This is a genomic window from Acinetobacter sp. YH01006 (assembly GCF_013420445.1).
Lineage (GTDB): Bacteria > Pseudomonadota > Gammaproteobacteria > Pseudomonadales > Moraxellaceae > Acinetobacter > Acinetobacter pseudolwoffii.
Genome location: NZ_VOYB01000021.1, coordinates 26680 through 40011, shown reverse-complemented (window position 1 = coordinate 40011; position 13332 = coordinate 26680). Strand labels below are relative to the sequence as shown.

At 42.9% G+C, this 13332-nt stretch carries 15 protein-coding genes; 5 read left to right on the top strand and 10 right to left on the bottom strand.

Translation table 11 applies throughout. From position 1 onward, the window contains the following. Window positions 1-431: 431 nt before the first annotated feature. From FTT73_RS13785 to ftsY, 4 genes are all read right to left on the bottom strand, one after another. Window positions 432-1085 carry a DUF2057 domain-containing protein gene (locus FTT73_RS13785; RefSeq protein ID WP_180191580.1) on the bottom strand — a complete coding sequence of 218 codons (654 nt, stop codon included), beginning with the start codon at window positions 1083-1085 and terminating at the stop codon, window positions 432-434. Between the two features lie 199 nt (window positions 1086-1284). Next, window positions 1285-1878, bottom strand: coding sequence for a nitroreductase family protein (locus FTT73_RS13780; protein WP_005097059.1), 594 nt, complete (start codon window positions 1876-1878; stop codon window positions 1285-1287). Between the two features lie 191 nt (window positions 1879-2069). Next, window positions 2070-2759: a nitroreductase family protein gene (locus tag FTT73_RS13775; RefSeq protein WP_005097060.1), complete on the bottom strand. Its 690-nt coding sequence runs from the start codon at window positions 2757-2759 to the stop codon at window positions 2070-2072. 173 nt (window positions 2760-2932) lie between these two features. Further along, on the bottom strand, window positions 2933-4039 hold the full coding sequence (ftsY, locus tag FTT73_RS13770; protein WP_005097061.1) for a signal recognition particle-docking protein FtsY: 1107 nt from the start codon (window positions 4037-4039) through the stop codon (window positions 2933-2935). Between the two features lie 178 nt (window positions 4040-4217). Here ftsY and FTT73_RS13765 point away from each other — a divergent pair, with 178 nt between their 5' ends. Together FTT73_RS13765 and FTT73_RS13760 are read left to right on the top strand one after the other, a co-directional pair. Then, window positions 4218-5612: a pitrilysin family protein gene (locus tag FTT73_RS13765; protein ID WP_159516754.1), complete on the top strand. Its 1395-nt coding sequence runs from the start codon at window positions 4218-4220 to the stop codon at window positions 5610-5612. A gap of 11 nt (window positions 5613-5623) precedes the next feature. Continuing rightward, a complete protein-coding gene (locus FTT73_RS13760) occupies window positions 5624-7201 on the top strand; it encodes a pitrilysin family protein (RefSeq protein WP_180191579.1) in 1578 nt (525 codons plus the stop codon). On the opposite strand, the gene FTT73_RS13755 is transcribed toward FTT73_RS13760, so the two are convergent. After that, complete coding sequence (locus FTT73_RS13755; protein ID WP_005170656.1) at window positions 7125-7448, bottom strand: hypothetical protein; 324 nt, start codon at window positions 7446-7448, stop codon at window positions 7125-7127. The genes FTT73_RS13760 and FTT73_RS13755 overlap by 77 nt on opposite strands. Before the next feature lie 97 nt (window positions 7449-7545). Next, window positions 7546-7905, bottom strand: a complete 360-nt coding sequence (locus FTT73_RS13750) for a hypothetical protein (RefSeq protein WP_035337940.1) — start codon at window positions 7903-7905, stop codon at window positions 7546-7548. A gap of 224 nt (window positions 7906-8129) precedes the next feature. On the opposite strand from FTT73_RS13750, the gene FTT73_RS13745 reads away from it, so the two are divergent. From FTT73_RS13745 to FTT73_RS13735, 3 genes are all read left to right on the top strand, one after another. Continuing rightward, window positions 8130-8363 (top strand): hypothetical protein, encoded by a 234-nt coding sequence (locus FTT73_RS13745; protein ID WP_005097069.1) that lies wholly within the window; start codon window positions 8130-8132, stop codon window positions 8361-8363. Between the two features lie 152 nt (window positions 8364-8515). Next, a complete protein-coding gene (locus FTT73_RS13740) occupies window positions 8516-8896 on the top strand; it encodes a DUF2750 domain-containing protein (RefSeq protein ID WP_005097070.1) in 381 nt (126 codons plus the stop codon). Window positions 8897-9000: 104 nt separating this feature from the next. Then, a complete protein-coding gene (locus FTT73_RS13735) occupies window positions 9001-9432 on the top strand; it encodes a CBS domain-containing protein (protein WP_005097071.1) in 432 nt (143 codons plus the stop codon). 126 nt (window positions 9433-9558) lie between these two features. On the opposite strand, the gene trpB is transcribed toward FTT73_RS13735, so the two are convergent. The 4 genes from trpB to FTT73_RS13715 form a co-directional block, all read right to left on the bottom strand. Beyond that, a complete protein-coding gene (gene trpB, locus FTT73_RS13730; RefSeq protein WP_005170649.1) occupies window positions 9559-10767 on the bottom strand; it encodes a tryptophan synthase subunit beta in 1209 nt (402 codons plus the stop codon). 103 nt (window positions 10768-10870) lie between these two features. After that, complete coding sequence (locus tag FTT73_RS13725) at window positions 10871-12058, bottom strand: VWA domain-containing protein (RefSeq protein ID WP_180191578.1); 1188 nt, start codon at window positions 12056-12058, stop codon at window positions 10871-10873. A gap of 13 nt (window positions 12059-12071) precedes the next feature. Next, window positions 12072-12923, bottom strand: a complete 852-nt coding sequence (locus FTT73_RS13720; RefSeq protein ID WP_005170644.1) for a MoxR family ATPase — start codon at window positions 12921-12923, stop codon at window positions 12072-12074. Window positions 12924-12944: 21 nt separating this feature from the next. Beyond that, window positions 12945-13328 (bottom strand): hypothetical protein, encoded by a 384-nt coding sequence (locus FTT73_RS13715; RefSeq protein WP_074383190.1) that lies wholly within the window; start codon window positions 13326-13328, stop codon window positions 12945-12947. Window positions 13329-13332 lie beyond the last annotated feature (4 nt).

Below are 13332 nucleotides of genomic sequence, written 5' to 3'. Positions count from 1 at the left end.
TTCTGACAAATATTTCTCAAATAAACTTCGAGTCATTTCTACCATCAATCAATGAAAATAATTTCGATCGATCAACCAGTAAAAATCCACACAAGTTGTTCTTCATAAGCTCTTAATGATCTTCTTGCTCTTCGTCAGAAACAAGCTACCAGGCAACTCACACAACAACCTAACTTAATCAGCTAAGTTCGTTTTGCTGTATCGCCTTGATGCAGCGTATTCTATACACTTTAAAAACAAGCGCAAGGGCTTTTCTCAAAAAGATTCAAAAAAGTGACGTGTACGTTTATTTTTTAATCTAAAATGTTATTTTTAGCCTTTTCTGAGAGATTTTCCAGATTTTTTGCATTAAAAGTATAACCAAATATAAATCTCTGCACTCTACCTATTAAAAAAGCATCAATACCATTTGATCCTTCATACTTTATCTTTTAATTCGTCTGTTCAGCCAACCAAGTCATAATTTTTTGACGTTCAGCTTTGGAGGCCTTTTGCCATAATTGAATGAGTTGTTGATCATTCTGCCCGATGAATTGAGTTTGAGGAGTGGCGACCGTAGCTACACTAGCTGCCTGAGCATATACAGGTGCTGGTTGATTAAGTGATGTTGCTGACTTGCTACTCATCTCGACTGTTTTGGTCAATACATTATTTGCAAACCATGTTCTCGCTGCATCTTTAGCGCCCGCTTGCTGAACAAGCAGCTGATTTTTTGCATCATATAAGCCAATGATGGGCTGATCCTGGTACTTTTTAGCTTCGTCAAAATTCTGAGGTGCATTAATTAACGCTAAACGATAGGTTTCACCATCTTTAAGCTCTGGAGTTTTTACAGTAAGCACTCCCGACTTTAAAATGTCATGTGAATTATCAGAGTGCTGAAAAAACTCATTATAGCGGACGCTGATATTATTCATTCCAGCATCCAGTTTATAAGTTGAATTAGAACGTAATAGACTTGATTTTATTTCTTGATTATTTACCGCAACGATCTTAATTTCTTCAGGTACTGTAATAGTCACCGCTGAAAAAACCGAGGTACTAAACAACAGTGCCGCTACAGTTGCCGCAATACGAAAATCCATATCATCTACTCATTTCAAGTTAATTATTAAAGTTGAGCTGCACTATGCCGCGTCGAAATGACAATTTTATGACAAAAACTTCTCTTATTTCACCTGAACTTTTAGCATTTATTTGACTAGCAATTTTAAATTATCTGCTATTAGCCAGTACAAATAAAAAAAGAAGCACAAAAGCACTTCTTTTTAGCTGAAACCCGATTTATGCAAAGGTTTTAAAACGCTCCGCATCATCCATAAAGGTTTTTTCGCCTGCAGGTGCTTCAATAGAACCAAAGACCAATTGCGCGCGAAGCTTCCAGTGCGATGGGACTTCAAAAGTTTGTGCAACTTCTTCATCAATAATTGGATTGTAATGCTGCAACGAGGCACCGATATTTTTCTCTGCCAAAGCTGTCCAGGTTGCAAACTGCGCAATGGCTGAAGAATGCTCTGACCAGACCGGGAAGTTATCGGCATAGAGTGCAAACTGTTCTTGCATCGATTTCACCACATTCTGGTCTTCATAAAACAATGCGGTGCCATAACCTGCTGCAAAACCATTAATTTTATTATTGGTTGCTTCAAATGCATCTGTCGAAACAAGATCACGCAAGGTTTCACGCACAATATGCCAGAAAGTATCATGTGATTGACCAAATAAAATTACCACACGAGAAGTTTGCGAGTTAAAAGATGATGGGCTGTGTTTAACTGCATCTTTAATGAGATTTTCAATTTCAGCCTGCTCCAGGCTCACATTTTTCCCAATGGTATAAATGCTTCGGCGCTGTTTGATTTGATCTAAAAATGCCATAAATTCACCTCTATGTATTTTGATTATTAAAAACTGATAAAGTCATACTACGTGTTTTGAGCACTTAAAACAGGTGCATTCCCATAACAATGTGTTTTATTTATAGAACAATCAGACTTAGATCTGAATAGAATATTTGTATTAGATTTCATTCGCAGCATCCATGCTGCTATACCGTCCTTCATCGGTTTTTAACCCAATACTTTAAAAAAGTGCTGATCTTGCTGTTCTAATTTTTCTTTTGCTGCCTGCTCAATCGAGCCAAAGCAAAGTTGGGCACGTAACAACCAGCTCTTTTCAATGTCAAAATGCTCGGCGACTAAAGTGTCGATCTGCGGATTATAATGCTGTAAAGATGCACCTAAACCCGAATCTGCCAATGCAGTCCACACGGCAAATTGCGCCATTCCTGATGTCTGTTCAGACCAGATCGGGAAATCTTCTGCATTGAGCGGCATTTTCTTTTGTAGTTGCTGAATCACGGCTTGATCTTCGTAAAATAAAATCGTGCCATATGCCGCGGCACACTGATTTAACTTGATCTCTGCACCTTCGTAAATATGTGTGGGCACATGCTGGCGCTGAACCTGTTTGACAAGTTCCCAAAACTTATAATGAGAATCCGCAAATAACACTACAATCCGCGTACTTTGGGAATTATAGGCTGAAGGACAACTGCGAACTGCTGCCTGAAGCATTTCACTCAGATACGCCTGACTATAATGTACCCGCTTGCCAAGTTCATAAATACTACGGCGCTTTTTCAACTGATCAACAAAAGTCAGTTTCAAATCATCATCAGGTTTGTTTTTTTTCGAAAATTTAAAGTCCTTGGTTATATCACTTGTTAATACCTGACCAATTTTATTTAGCAATGCCATTTCTTCCCCCCACAAAACCCAGCTAAAACAGCTCGAATAATCCCATACAAGTATAATGGCTTTATTACGGTAGATAGATCTGGTTCATATTTTCTAGCTGATTTTTAAAGCATTCAAACCTCTCAAAAACAACAAACTCCGCACTTAGCGGAGTTTGTGTGAATTATCACGCATTATTTATTTTCAGTTTCAAACAATGCAGCAACAAAAGATTTGGCAGAGAAAGGACGCAAGTCATCAATTTTCTCACCCACACCAATAAAGCGAATCGGCACATGAGTACGACTGGCAATATTAAACAGTACGCCACCTTTGGCAGTCCCATCGAGCTTGGTAATGGTCAAACCGGTTAGGCCTACCGCCTCATCAAACATTTCGACCTGGTTAATGGCATTCTGACCTGTTCCGGCATCGACAACCAACATCACTTCATGTGGTGCAGTCGCATCAATTTTCTGCATGACACGTTTTACTTTGGTCAACTCTTGCATCAAATGACCTTTGTTATGCAAACGACCAGCTGTATCAGCAATTAATACATCTACGCCTTTGGCACGCGCACTTTCAAAAGCATCGAAAATGACTGAAGCCGAGTCTGCACCATTGCCTTGAGCCACGACCGCAATATTATTACGCTCACCCCAGATTTGCAGCTGCTCCGTTGCAGCTGCACGGAAAGTATCACCTGCCGCCAGCATGACAGTCTTGCCTTCACCTTGCAGACGTTTGGCCAGTTTACCAATCGTGGTGGTTTTACCTACACCATTTACACCGACCACTAAAATCACATAAGGCGATTTATTCGGATCAATGTGTAGCGGTTTTACCCGGGGTGCCAATAAAGCCACCAGTTCTTCCTGAAGCGCCTTATACAGTGAATGCGAGTAGATCAAGTCACCACGTTCGGTACGCTCGGTCAGGTTAGCAATGATGGTCTTGGTGGCTTCCACACCAATATCGGCCACCAGCAGCTGCTCTTCGACTTCTTCTAATAATTCATCATCAATTTCTTTACCACCGATCAGGATATTGACCATCCCATCGGCAAGGTTTTTACGGGTTTTGGTTAAACCCTCTTTCATACGGCTAAAGAAGCCACCTTTCGCCGCAGAATCTTCATTTTCAGTTTCTGTTACGACAGGTGCAGAAACTACAGCTGCTTCGCTTGGCGTTTCTACGATAGGCACATTGACCGCAGGTAAGCTCGGTAATGTGACATCATCATCTCCGATATCAGCATCAATCAAAAATTTGTTTTGCCCATTAGATTGCTGTTGCATGCCGAATCCTTGAAAAGCATTGCGTTAAAAACCCAGATTCTACCATAACTTGCCTGCTTTGCAGCTAGCAATGCAAATGCTGGACAAACATACCAAAAAGCTACAGCTCTTGGTTGCTTTCATCTCCGCATTTATTAAAAATAACCCTAAATACAAATGCCTATTTTTGGGAGATCTAGTGTCCGCCACCTTTTTGACTGTCTCCTCTTTTTCCAGAATGATTAAACAAACACTTTATCCACTTGGTGCCTTATTGCTGGGATTAAGTATTAATCAGGCCCAAGCCCAGACTCGCAGTGAATTATCACGCACCACTTTTGAAACGACTTTAAGCAATGGATTAAAAGTCATTATTCGGGAAGACCATCGTGCGCCCATGGTGATGACCCAGATCTGGTATAAAGTCGGCAGCAGTGATGAATCTGGCAATATTCTGGGGGTATCGCATGCACTTGAACATATGATGTTCAAAGGTACGCATAAAGTTCCAAATGACGAATTTACCCGTCTGAGCCGGATTTATGGCGGCAGCATCAACGCCGCCACCTTTACCAATTACACCAATTATTATCAGCTCTATCCTAAAGCCTATTTCCCCATGGCACTGGAACTTGAATCTGACCGCATGAGCAATTTATTACTGCGGCAGCAGGACTTTGCGCCAGAAATTAAAGTGGTGATGGAAGAACGGCGCCAGCGTACCGATGACAACCCGCGCGCTCAGGCCTTTGAACGCTTTAAATGGATCAGTTATCCGACCAGCCATTATCGCCAACCGGTGATTGGACATATGAAAACTCTAAATAATATTCAGTTAAATGATATCAAAAAATGGTATCGGGACTGGTATAGCCCGAATAATGCCATTCTGGTAATTGTCGGAAATGTGGAATCGGAAGCGGCTTTAGCGCAAGTGCAAAAATATTTTGGAGATATTCCTGCGCGTCCAACACCGCCACGTAATGATGTGCTGGAGTTTGAACGCTTAGGCTATCGACATATGGAAATTAACAGTAATGTTCAGGTGCCCAATCTGTACATGACCTGGAATGTGAAATCCCTCGGCACTGCCAAAAACCCCCAAGATGCGTATGCCTTGACCATTATTCGTAGCCTTTTGGACAGCGGCATTTCTTCACGCCTGCAAGACCGTCTGGTGCGTGATCGTAAAATTCTGACCTCTGTCAGCGCTTCTTATGATCCTTATAATCGTGGTGACAGCCTGTTTGGCATTTCTGCCTTACCTGCGCCAGGCGTATCTTTGCAAGAGTCACAACAAGCGATTCAGGATGAAGTGGATTTACTCAAAACCACCGCCATGACCCAACAGGAAGTAGATCGTATCAGCACCCGCTTTATCTCCAGCTTGATTTATAGTCAGGATGATATTGCCGGCCAGGCCAAAATGATTGGCAATCTGGAAGTCAATGGACTGAGTTATCGGCTGATGGATGAACTACCCAAGCATTTTGAAAGTGTCAGCGTTCAGGATATCCAGCGTGTCGCCAATGCCTATTTCGTCCGAGACAATCTCAGCACACTTTATCTCTCACCTGAACAAAAAGCCCAATAATGGGGATTGCAATGCGTCATCATCTTCGCCCTTTTTTACTTATTTTTATTTTAAGTTTTGCTTCTGCTGTTCATGCAGAAAATTATCTGGACCCTCAACCCGATCAAAACGATAATCCGAGTCAGTTACAGTCTATCCCTCTGTTGCAAAGCCTGAAAAATCTCAATCCGCAGCGTGAATTTCAGGCACCGTATATTCACGACCTGAACAATCGCTATCAGGTACGTACGCTATTTGTTGAAACCCAAGATCTTCCAATGGTGGATATCCAGCTGACCTTTAATGCCGGTTCGGCGCGTGATCAAGAAATTACTAAAGGACTCTATGGCCTGTCCAGCATGGCAGCCAGGCTGATGCGTGAAGGCACAGACAGATATAGTGCGAATCAGGTGGCGGCAATTTTTGACCAAGCCGGCGCACAATTTAGCGTACAGGCCTATCGAGACATGTTTGTGGTTCGGCTGCGTACGCTTTCAGATCCAAATAAATTGGAACCGGCACTCGGAATGATGATGGAAGTTCTAAAGAATGCGTCATTTAAACCCTCCAGTATTAATCTGGCTTTAAGCAATACCCAAGTGGGACAAAAGCAATTACAGGAAAATCCAAGCCGGCTGATGGATATTCGTTTTTATCGTACTCTATATGGTCAGCATCCTTATGCAGAACCAATCAGTGGCACCCAAGGCAGTACCAAGAAAATTAATGCCGAATTATTAAAACAATTCCGTGATCAGTTTCTGGTGGCGCAAAATATGAATATTGCTATTACCGGTAAACTCAGCCCCAAACAGGCGCTGGAACTGTCAGAACGGATTGCCGGCAATTTAACTCAAGGTCAAAAAGCAGCTGCATTACCACAGCCTGAAATTAAATCTGGTTTTGAAGTGGTGCATTTACCTTATAACTCGTCTCAGGCGCATGTCACCTTTGGACATATAGGGCCATCACGCTTTACTGAAGACCGACTGGCTCTAGAAGTCGCCAACCGCATGTTTGGCGGGAGTGGATTTAATGCGGTACTGATGCAGGAACTGCGGGTCAAACGTGGTTTTAGCTACGGCGCTTATAGCTCATTCAGCTTTAGTCAGGCACCCGGAGTATTCAGCTTTAAATATTCTACACGGCAGGATCAGCTACTAGAGAGTATTCAGATTGCACATCAGGCATTTATCAATTTTGTCAGCCAACCGATTGACACTCAACGTCTGGAAGAAACCAAAGCAGGCATGCTGCGCGCCTTCCCTAACAATTACAGCAGCAATGCCACCATTAATGCCCAGTTAGGCAATATGGGCTTTTATAGTGAGCAAAATGATTATTTATCCAGTTATCCGGAACGTCTAGCCAGAATTAGCGCAAAGGATGTGCAAAATGCAATACGCAAACATTTACATCCAGACCGCCTAACGCTGGTCGTGGTCAATAAAGAACTGGATAAAGATGCCTTGAAAATGCGTTTGGAGCAGAATTTAATGGATGCCAATTTCAATTTGCCAGCAAACCCTGTGCCTAAGGCATCTCCACCGAGAGCGGTGGCAGCTGACGCGCCCGCAGAGACTCCTGCTGATAGGCCTGCATCAATTTAAGATACTGCCCACGACGGATATGCTGCTGCTCTAATAGAGCCAGTGCCAGATCCTGAGTTTGGGGCAAATTTTGCTGTTCAGAAAGTTGCCGAATCTGGGTGATTTGAGAGATGTTAAGCGGACGATAGAGAGCCAATGCGGCTAAAAATAAAATTACCACAACCATAAAAATGACAACAATATTATAAATCTGTTCCAGCTTGATTCTGCTGAACCATTGAATTAACTTTTCTGTATCTATAGACATACACTACCTCAAGTTAAAGGTAGTGTATGGTTAGGTTTATATAAGTTCAAGTCAGTAGCGCCATATTTAGCAGGGCTAAAACCCACGACTCTGCGGATTAGCTCATCATTCTGCTCAGAATAGTTGAATACAGCACCAATGCTACAATCACCAATACCAGTGCAACAGCAAATTTACTTAACCCCGCTTCTGCTTCAGGGGGATGCAGGCGATCTTCATCTGCAATTCGAACCAACTCGCCATTATAGAGTTTATAGAACTGCTCACGCTGATTGACATCCAGAGCACGGGTAAAGTCATACACCTCTTTACGTTGTGCCAGCCCATAATTACCCAGATGCGTATATTTACTAAATATAGCGTCATCCAGTTTTTTGCGATGCAAATGTGCAAGTTCCAGGATTTGCCCAGCAGTTGGTGGCATATCAAAATTTACACCATCTAAAGTTCTTGTCATCATGGTTTTCTCCTTATTGTTTGATCTCTATTTACAATTTATCTTAATAATATTTATAAGTGTGTATAGTTTAGTCATGTAAACTATAACTAAAGTAAACGAATAAAATCGAATGGTTGACTTTTCCATTATTTTGTAATATTAGTTTAACAATAGTAAGTTATATTTGTATTTAGACTGATTAGTCTGTCCTGTAATCATAATTAAAATTAAGGAGTTTTTATATGATACAACAACTCTCTCAACACGATCTGGAACATCTGTATGCAGATGCCGTGAATACCATCCAATCCCAAATGAACTTTGTGGATGCGGTAAAACAGCTTGAAGATGCAGCTCGTGCAGGTCATGGTAAAGCAGCGCTTTTTTTAGCAGAACTTTATTATCAAGGTTTCCGTGTAGAACGGGATTCACTCAAAGCGCAGTACTGGCAGAACATGGCCACCCTGCAAGCATAATGAAACGTCACCTAGGTGGCGTTTTTTTCAGCCCTTTTTTTCGATAAATAGCAATAAATACATATTTTCTTACCAATCCTTGCAAAGCTGAAACAGTAATTACTTATAAAGTTCCTAGAATAGGGTCTGACATCCAATAGCACTTTATTCTAATGAAACCACGAAAAATTATTCAAATTGATCCGATCTGTAAAGAATCCCTTTTCAAGATCACCATGCTGAAATCTTTAAGGAATTGTGGCGAGCTATGGGGCGCATATCATAAAGGCTGGGCAATGATGCGTGATCAGGAAGACTGTATTTTCCCGTTTTGGCTAAATCCTCTCGATGCCAAAAATTATGCCCAGCAACATTGGCCTGATTATGCTCCGCGTAAAATCAATTCTGAAGATTTTGAAAATGCATTATTGCCGACCTTGTCGCGCCTGAATGTCACCCCAGCCCTGTGCAATACCAATGGCACCAGACTTAAACTGAGCACTGCACAGATGCGTCATCTATTTTTTTCACAACAAAGACTGCACATTGCGTAAATAACATGCTATTTATAAAGACTAAAACCTAAACACTTAGAGATGTTCAGGTTGAAGGCATACTCTAGGATTAATAATAAATTGACCAGTAAGGATGATGAAGCATGACCAATGTGGCACAGGTGCTGAATGAAAAAATGCATCAAGCTATTTATACCATCCGTCCAGATTCTACTGTTTTAGAGGCCATCACCTTGATGGCTGATAAAGGAATCGGGGCACTTGTGGTAACGCATGAAGATAACGTGGTAGGGATTTTGTCGGAGCGGGATTACACCCGTAAAATCGCCCTGATGCAAAGAACCTCTTTCGATACCACAGTCAATGAAATCATGACCTCTAAAGTGATTACCGTAAATACCTCGACGACTGTAGAAGACTGTTTAGCCTTAATGACTGAGCGCCATCTACGGCATCTGCCAGTAGTAGAAGATGAAAAACTGCTTGGTCTGATTTCAATCGGAGATTTGGTCAAAGCAGCAATGGATGACCAACGCAAACTGATTGATCAATTACAGCAATATATTTCAGGTTAAAAGCATCTCTGGCTTTCTCTCCAATATTTGAAGCGCATTTAAATAACTGAAGATCAAGCTTCGATTGAATGTATAAAAAATCCCGGTATATAACCGGGATTTTTTATACTCGTGTTTTGGATAAAATCAGTTTAGACCTAATTTTTCTGCCACATAATCCGAGTCTTTATCACCACGACCAGAAAGATTGACCACGATCTTGACTTCTTTTGGCAATTTGCCTGCTTCACGAATTGCCCAGGCCACTGCATGTGAACTTTCTAAAGCCGGCACAATACCTTCTACACGCGACAAGGTCATGAAAGCATCCAGACATTCCTGATCGGTGGCGGTGGTGTACTCGACCCGGCCCAAATCCTTAAGCAGACTATGTTGCGGCCCCACACCAGGATAATCCAGGCCAGAAGCAATCGAATGTACCGGTAAAGGTTCACCCTGCTCATCTTCCAGCACATAGCAGGCCATACCATGCAATTGACTTGGTTTACCCAGTGTTAAGGTCGCCGAATGCATATCGGTGTCCAGGCCATGACCTCCCGGCTCTACGCCCACCAGCTTTACTTCCGGTTCATTTAAAAACGCGGTAAATGCACCCACTGCATTGGAACCACCGCCAACACAGGCCACCACATAGTCCGGGTTTGCACCAAAACGGTCATTACTTTGCACTTTGATTTCATCACCGATAATGGACTGGAAATCACGTACCATCATTGGAAATGGATGCGGCCCCACCACCGAACCAATGGCATAGATATAATTTTTCGGGTCTTTCAAGTATTCTTCAAATGCACTATCAACTGCATCTTTCAGGGTTGCTGTACCACGCGTCACAGAGATCAGGCGCGCACCCAGAATCTTCATTTTTACGACGTTTGGATGCTCTTTTTCAATATCCACCTGACCCATGTGAATTTCACATGGAATCCCAACCAAGGCACAGGCAGTTGCCAATGCCACCCCATGCTGACCCGCACCAGTTTCTGCAATGACTTTGGTCTTGCCCATGTATTTGGCCAGCAAAGCCTCACCCAGACAATGATTGATCTTGTGTGCACCTGTATGATTTAAATCTTCACGTTTCAGATAAATCTGTGCACCGCCTAACTGATCTGACAGACGCTTGGCATGAAATAAAGGACTTGGACGACCCACATAGTTGGCAAACAGGTCTTTAAGCTCGTTCTGGAATTCTGGAGTATGGCGGATTTCCTGATAAGCGACATTGATATCGTCCATCGCCTGTTTTAGATCGGGCGGAATAAACTGACCGCCATATTGACCAAAAAAGCCGTCCTCATTGGGTAAAGCAATACCATTAATTTGATGAGCCATAATAATTCCTGAACTTTGGAATGTACAACAAATGACTTTATCCTAAAATAATGTGGTTAACCCACTCATAATTATAGATAAAGCCACTAACAGAAAAATAAAATTAACGCGCGAGATATTTGGTCATATCTTCAATGCCTTTCAAAGTCATTGGAAACATATGATCTTCAAAGATTTGCTTAATTAAACCAATGCTATGCGTGTAATGCCAATAGTTTTCTTCTTCGGGATTCAGCCATGCGGTTTTATCAAAATGCTGACGTAGACGCTGCAACCAGACCTGTCCTGCTTCATCATTCATATATTCAACCGAACCACCGACCGAGGTGATTTCATAAGGCGCCATACTGGCATCACCAACCACAATCACCCGGTAATCACGGCCATAGGTATTGAATAAATCCCAGGTATTCATGCGCGAGCTGGACCGGCGGATATTGTCTTTCCAGACATAGTCATACAGGCAGTTATGGAAATAAAAATAGTCCAGGGTTTTAAATTCGGTTTTGGCTGCGCTAAACAGCTTTTCACACTGGGCAATATGCGAATCCATCGAACCGCCAACATCAAACAGCATCAAGACTTTAATGCGGTTACGACGTTCAGGCACCAGCTGTACGTCTAAAACACCCTGCTTGGCGGTTTCACGAATCGTGCCATCGATATCCAGCTCTTCGGCTGCACCCTGACGCGCGAATTTACGCAAACGGCGCAGTGCCATTTGCATCTGGCGACTTCCCAGAATCTGCTCATCATCGAGGTTGCGATATTGACGCTGCTCCCAGACTTTTACCGCAGAGCGTTTCCGTCCCGGCCCACCAATACGCACCCCTTCCGGATGATCGCCATAAGCACCGAAAGGCGAAGTGCCGCCGGTACCAATCATCTTGTTGCCACCCTGATGTTTTTTATGCTGTTCGCGCAAGCGCTCTTCCAGCATTTTCATCAGCTCTTCTAATGATCCGGCTTTTTTCAGCTCTTCGCGCTGTTCAGGAGTCAAATGCTTTTCAAGCAGTTCAAGATCGAACCAGTCTTTGGGCAGCTTATGCACCTGATTCAGCAGTTCATCCAGATCAAAGGTCGCGATACCATCAAAATAGTCTTTCATGGCGCGATCGAATTTGTCGAAATAGCGCTCATCCTTAACCATTACAGTTTTGGCCAGCTGATAGAACTCATCCTGATCGGCAAAGACCAGTCCAGCCGCAACCGCCTGATTCAAATCGATCAGCTCACGGGTTGAGACCGGTACGCCGTATTTGCGTAAGGTATAAAACAGTCGCACAAACATGCGTGTTTCTCCCTTAACGACGTGACATAAAGGCTAGACGTTCAAGCAACTGTACATCTTGCTCATTTTTGATCAAGGCGCCGTACAAGGGTGGAATCGCTTTGGATTTATCAGTATTGCGCAAAATATCTTCCGGCATGTCGTCAGCCATGAGCAGGCTGAGCCAGTCAATCAGCTCAGATGTTGATGGTGGTTTTTTCACACCCGGAATCTGGCGCAATTTAAAGAAAACCTGCAAGGCTTCATTGACCAATGTGGCAGAGATATTCTCGAAATGTACATCGATGATTTCGCGCATGGTCGCTTCATCCGGAAATTCGATATAGTGGAAGAAACAACGGCGCAGGAATGCATCGGGCAATTCTTTTTCATTATTTGAGGTAATGATGACGATTGGACGCTGGGTTGCGGTAATGGTTTCCCCGGTCTCGTACACATAGAACGACATTTTATCGAGTTCATGTAGCAAGTCATTCGGAAACTCGATGTCTGCCTTATCAATTTCATCAATCAGCAAGACACAACGTTCTTCGCTGGTAAATGCTTCCCACAGTTTACCCGGCTTGATGTAGTTCTTGATGTCATAGACACGGTCATCACCAAGCTGACTATCACGCAGGCGCGACACCGCATCGTATTCATACAGGCCTTGCTGTGCTTTGGTGGTGGACTTGATATGCCAGGTGATCAGTCTTAGGCCCAGACTTTCTGCTACCTGCTCAGCCAATAAAGTTTTCCCTGTACCAGGTTCACCTTTGACCAATAACGGTTTTTGTAAACTACGGGCAGCTTTAACCGCCAATTTTAAACTGTCAGTCGCAATGTACTGAGCTGTACCTGAAAATTGTTGATGATCAGCAGACATGATTTAACCTTATTTTTTTACTTACAACGGTGAACTTTTCTTGTGAACACGAAGATTGCCCTTGTTCGACACATAGGTCGACCAGCAATAGCCAATCACAGATCCAATCCCAATGACAAATAAAATAAGTGACGCATTAATCCAAATCAGAGCTTGCTCTTTGGTCAACACACCAAACAGCAAGCCAAAGATTGCAGGTGCGATAGAGGCATTCGGCCCCTCGGATACCGTCGGTGTCAATAGAATGGCAAAGCCTAAAATCCACAAAAAACCACCTAGCGGCTTAGGCAGTCGCTTGGTTACGCCATACCAGCACCATAAAGCAATCAGGCTGCCCAGCAGATAAACTGCAACAGCAATGCTCTGTTCAGGAATTGAGTCTAAGACAGCAACATAACCATTCATTTCA

Bases quoted from the DNA above. Each gene is read 5' to 3' on its own strand.
- FTT73_RS13715 (WP_074383190.1), bottom strand. From the start codon at position 13,328: ATGAATGGTTATGTTGCTGTCTTAGACTCAATTCCTGAACAGAGCATT.
- FTT73_RS13785 (WP_180191580.1), bottom strand. From the start codon at position 1,085: ATGGATTTTCGTATTGCGGCAACTGTAGCGGCACTGTTGTTTAGTACC.
- trpB (WP_005170649.1), bottom strand. From the start codon at position 10,767: ATGGCTCATCAAATTAATGGTATTGCTTTACCCAATGAGGACGGCTTT.
- ftsY (WP_005097061.1), bottom strand. From the start codon at position 4,039: ATGCAACAGCAATCTAATGGGCAAAACAAATTTTTGATTGATGCTGAT.
- FTT73_RS13735 (WP_005097071.1), top strand. From the start codon at position 9,001: ATGACCAATGTGGCACAGGTGCTGAATGAAAAAATGCATCAAGCTATT.
- FTT73_RS13775 (WP_005097060.1), bottom strand. From the start codon at position 2,759: ATGGCATTGCTAAATAAAATTGGTCAGGTATTAACAAGTGATATAACC.
- FTT73_RS13720 (WP_005170644.1), bottom strand. From the start codon at position 12,923: ATGTCTGCTGATCATCAACAATTTTCAGGTACAGCTCAGTACATTGCG.
- FTT73_RS13725 (WP_180191578.1), bottom strand. From the start codon at position 12,058: ATGTTTGTGCGACTGTTTTATACCTTACGCAAATACGGCGTACCGGTC.
- FTT73_RS13780 (WP_005097059.1), bottom strand. From the start codon at position 1,878: ATGGCATTTTTAGATCAAATCAAACAGCGCCGAAGCATTTATACCATT.
- FTT73_RS13740 (WP_005097070.1), top strand. From the start codon at position 8,516: ATGAAACCACGAAAAATTATTCAAATTGATCCGATCTGTAAAGAATCC.
- FTT73_RS13755 (WP_005170656.1), bottom strand. From the start codon at position 7,448: ATGTCTATAGATACAGAAAAGTTAATTCAATGGTTCAGCAGAATCAAG.
- FTT73_RS13745 (WP_005097069.1), top strand. From the start codon at position 8,130: ATGATACAACAACTCTCTCAACACGATCTGGAACATCTGTATGCAGAT.
- FTT73_RS13750 (WP_035337940.1), bottom strand. From the start codon at position 7,905: ATGACAAGAACTTTAGATGGTGTAAATTTTGATATGCCACCAACTGCT.
- FTT73_RS13760 (WP_180191579.1), top strand. From the start codon at position 5,624: ATGCGTCATCATCTTCGCCCTTTTTTACTTATTTTTATTTTAAGTTTT.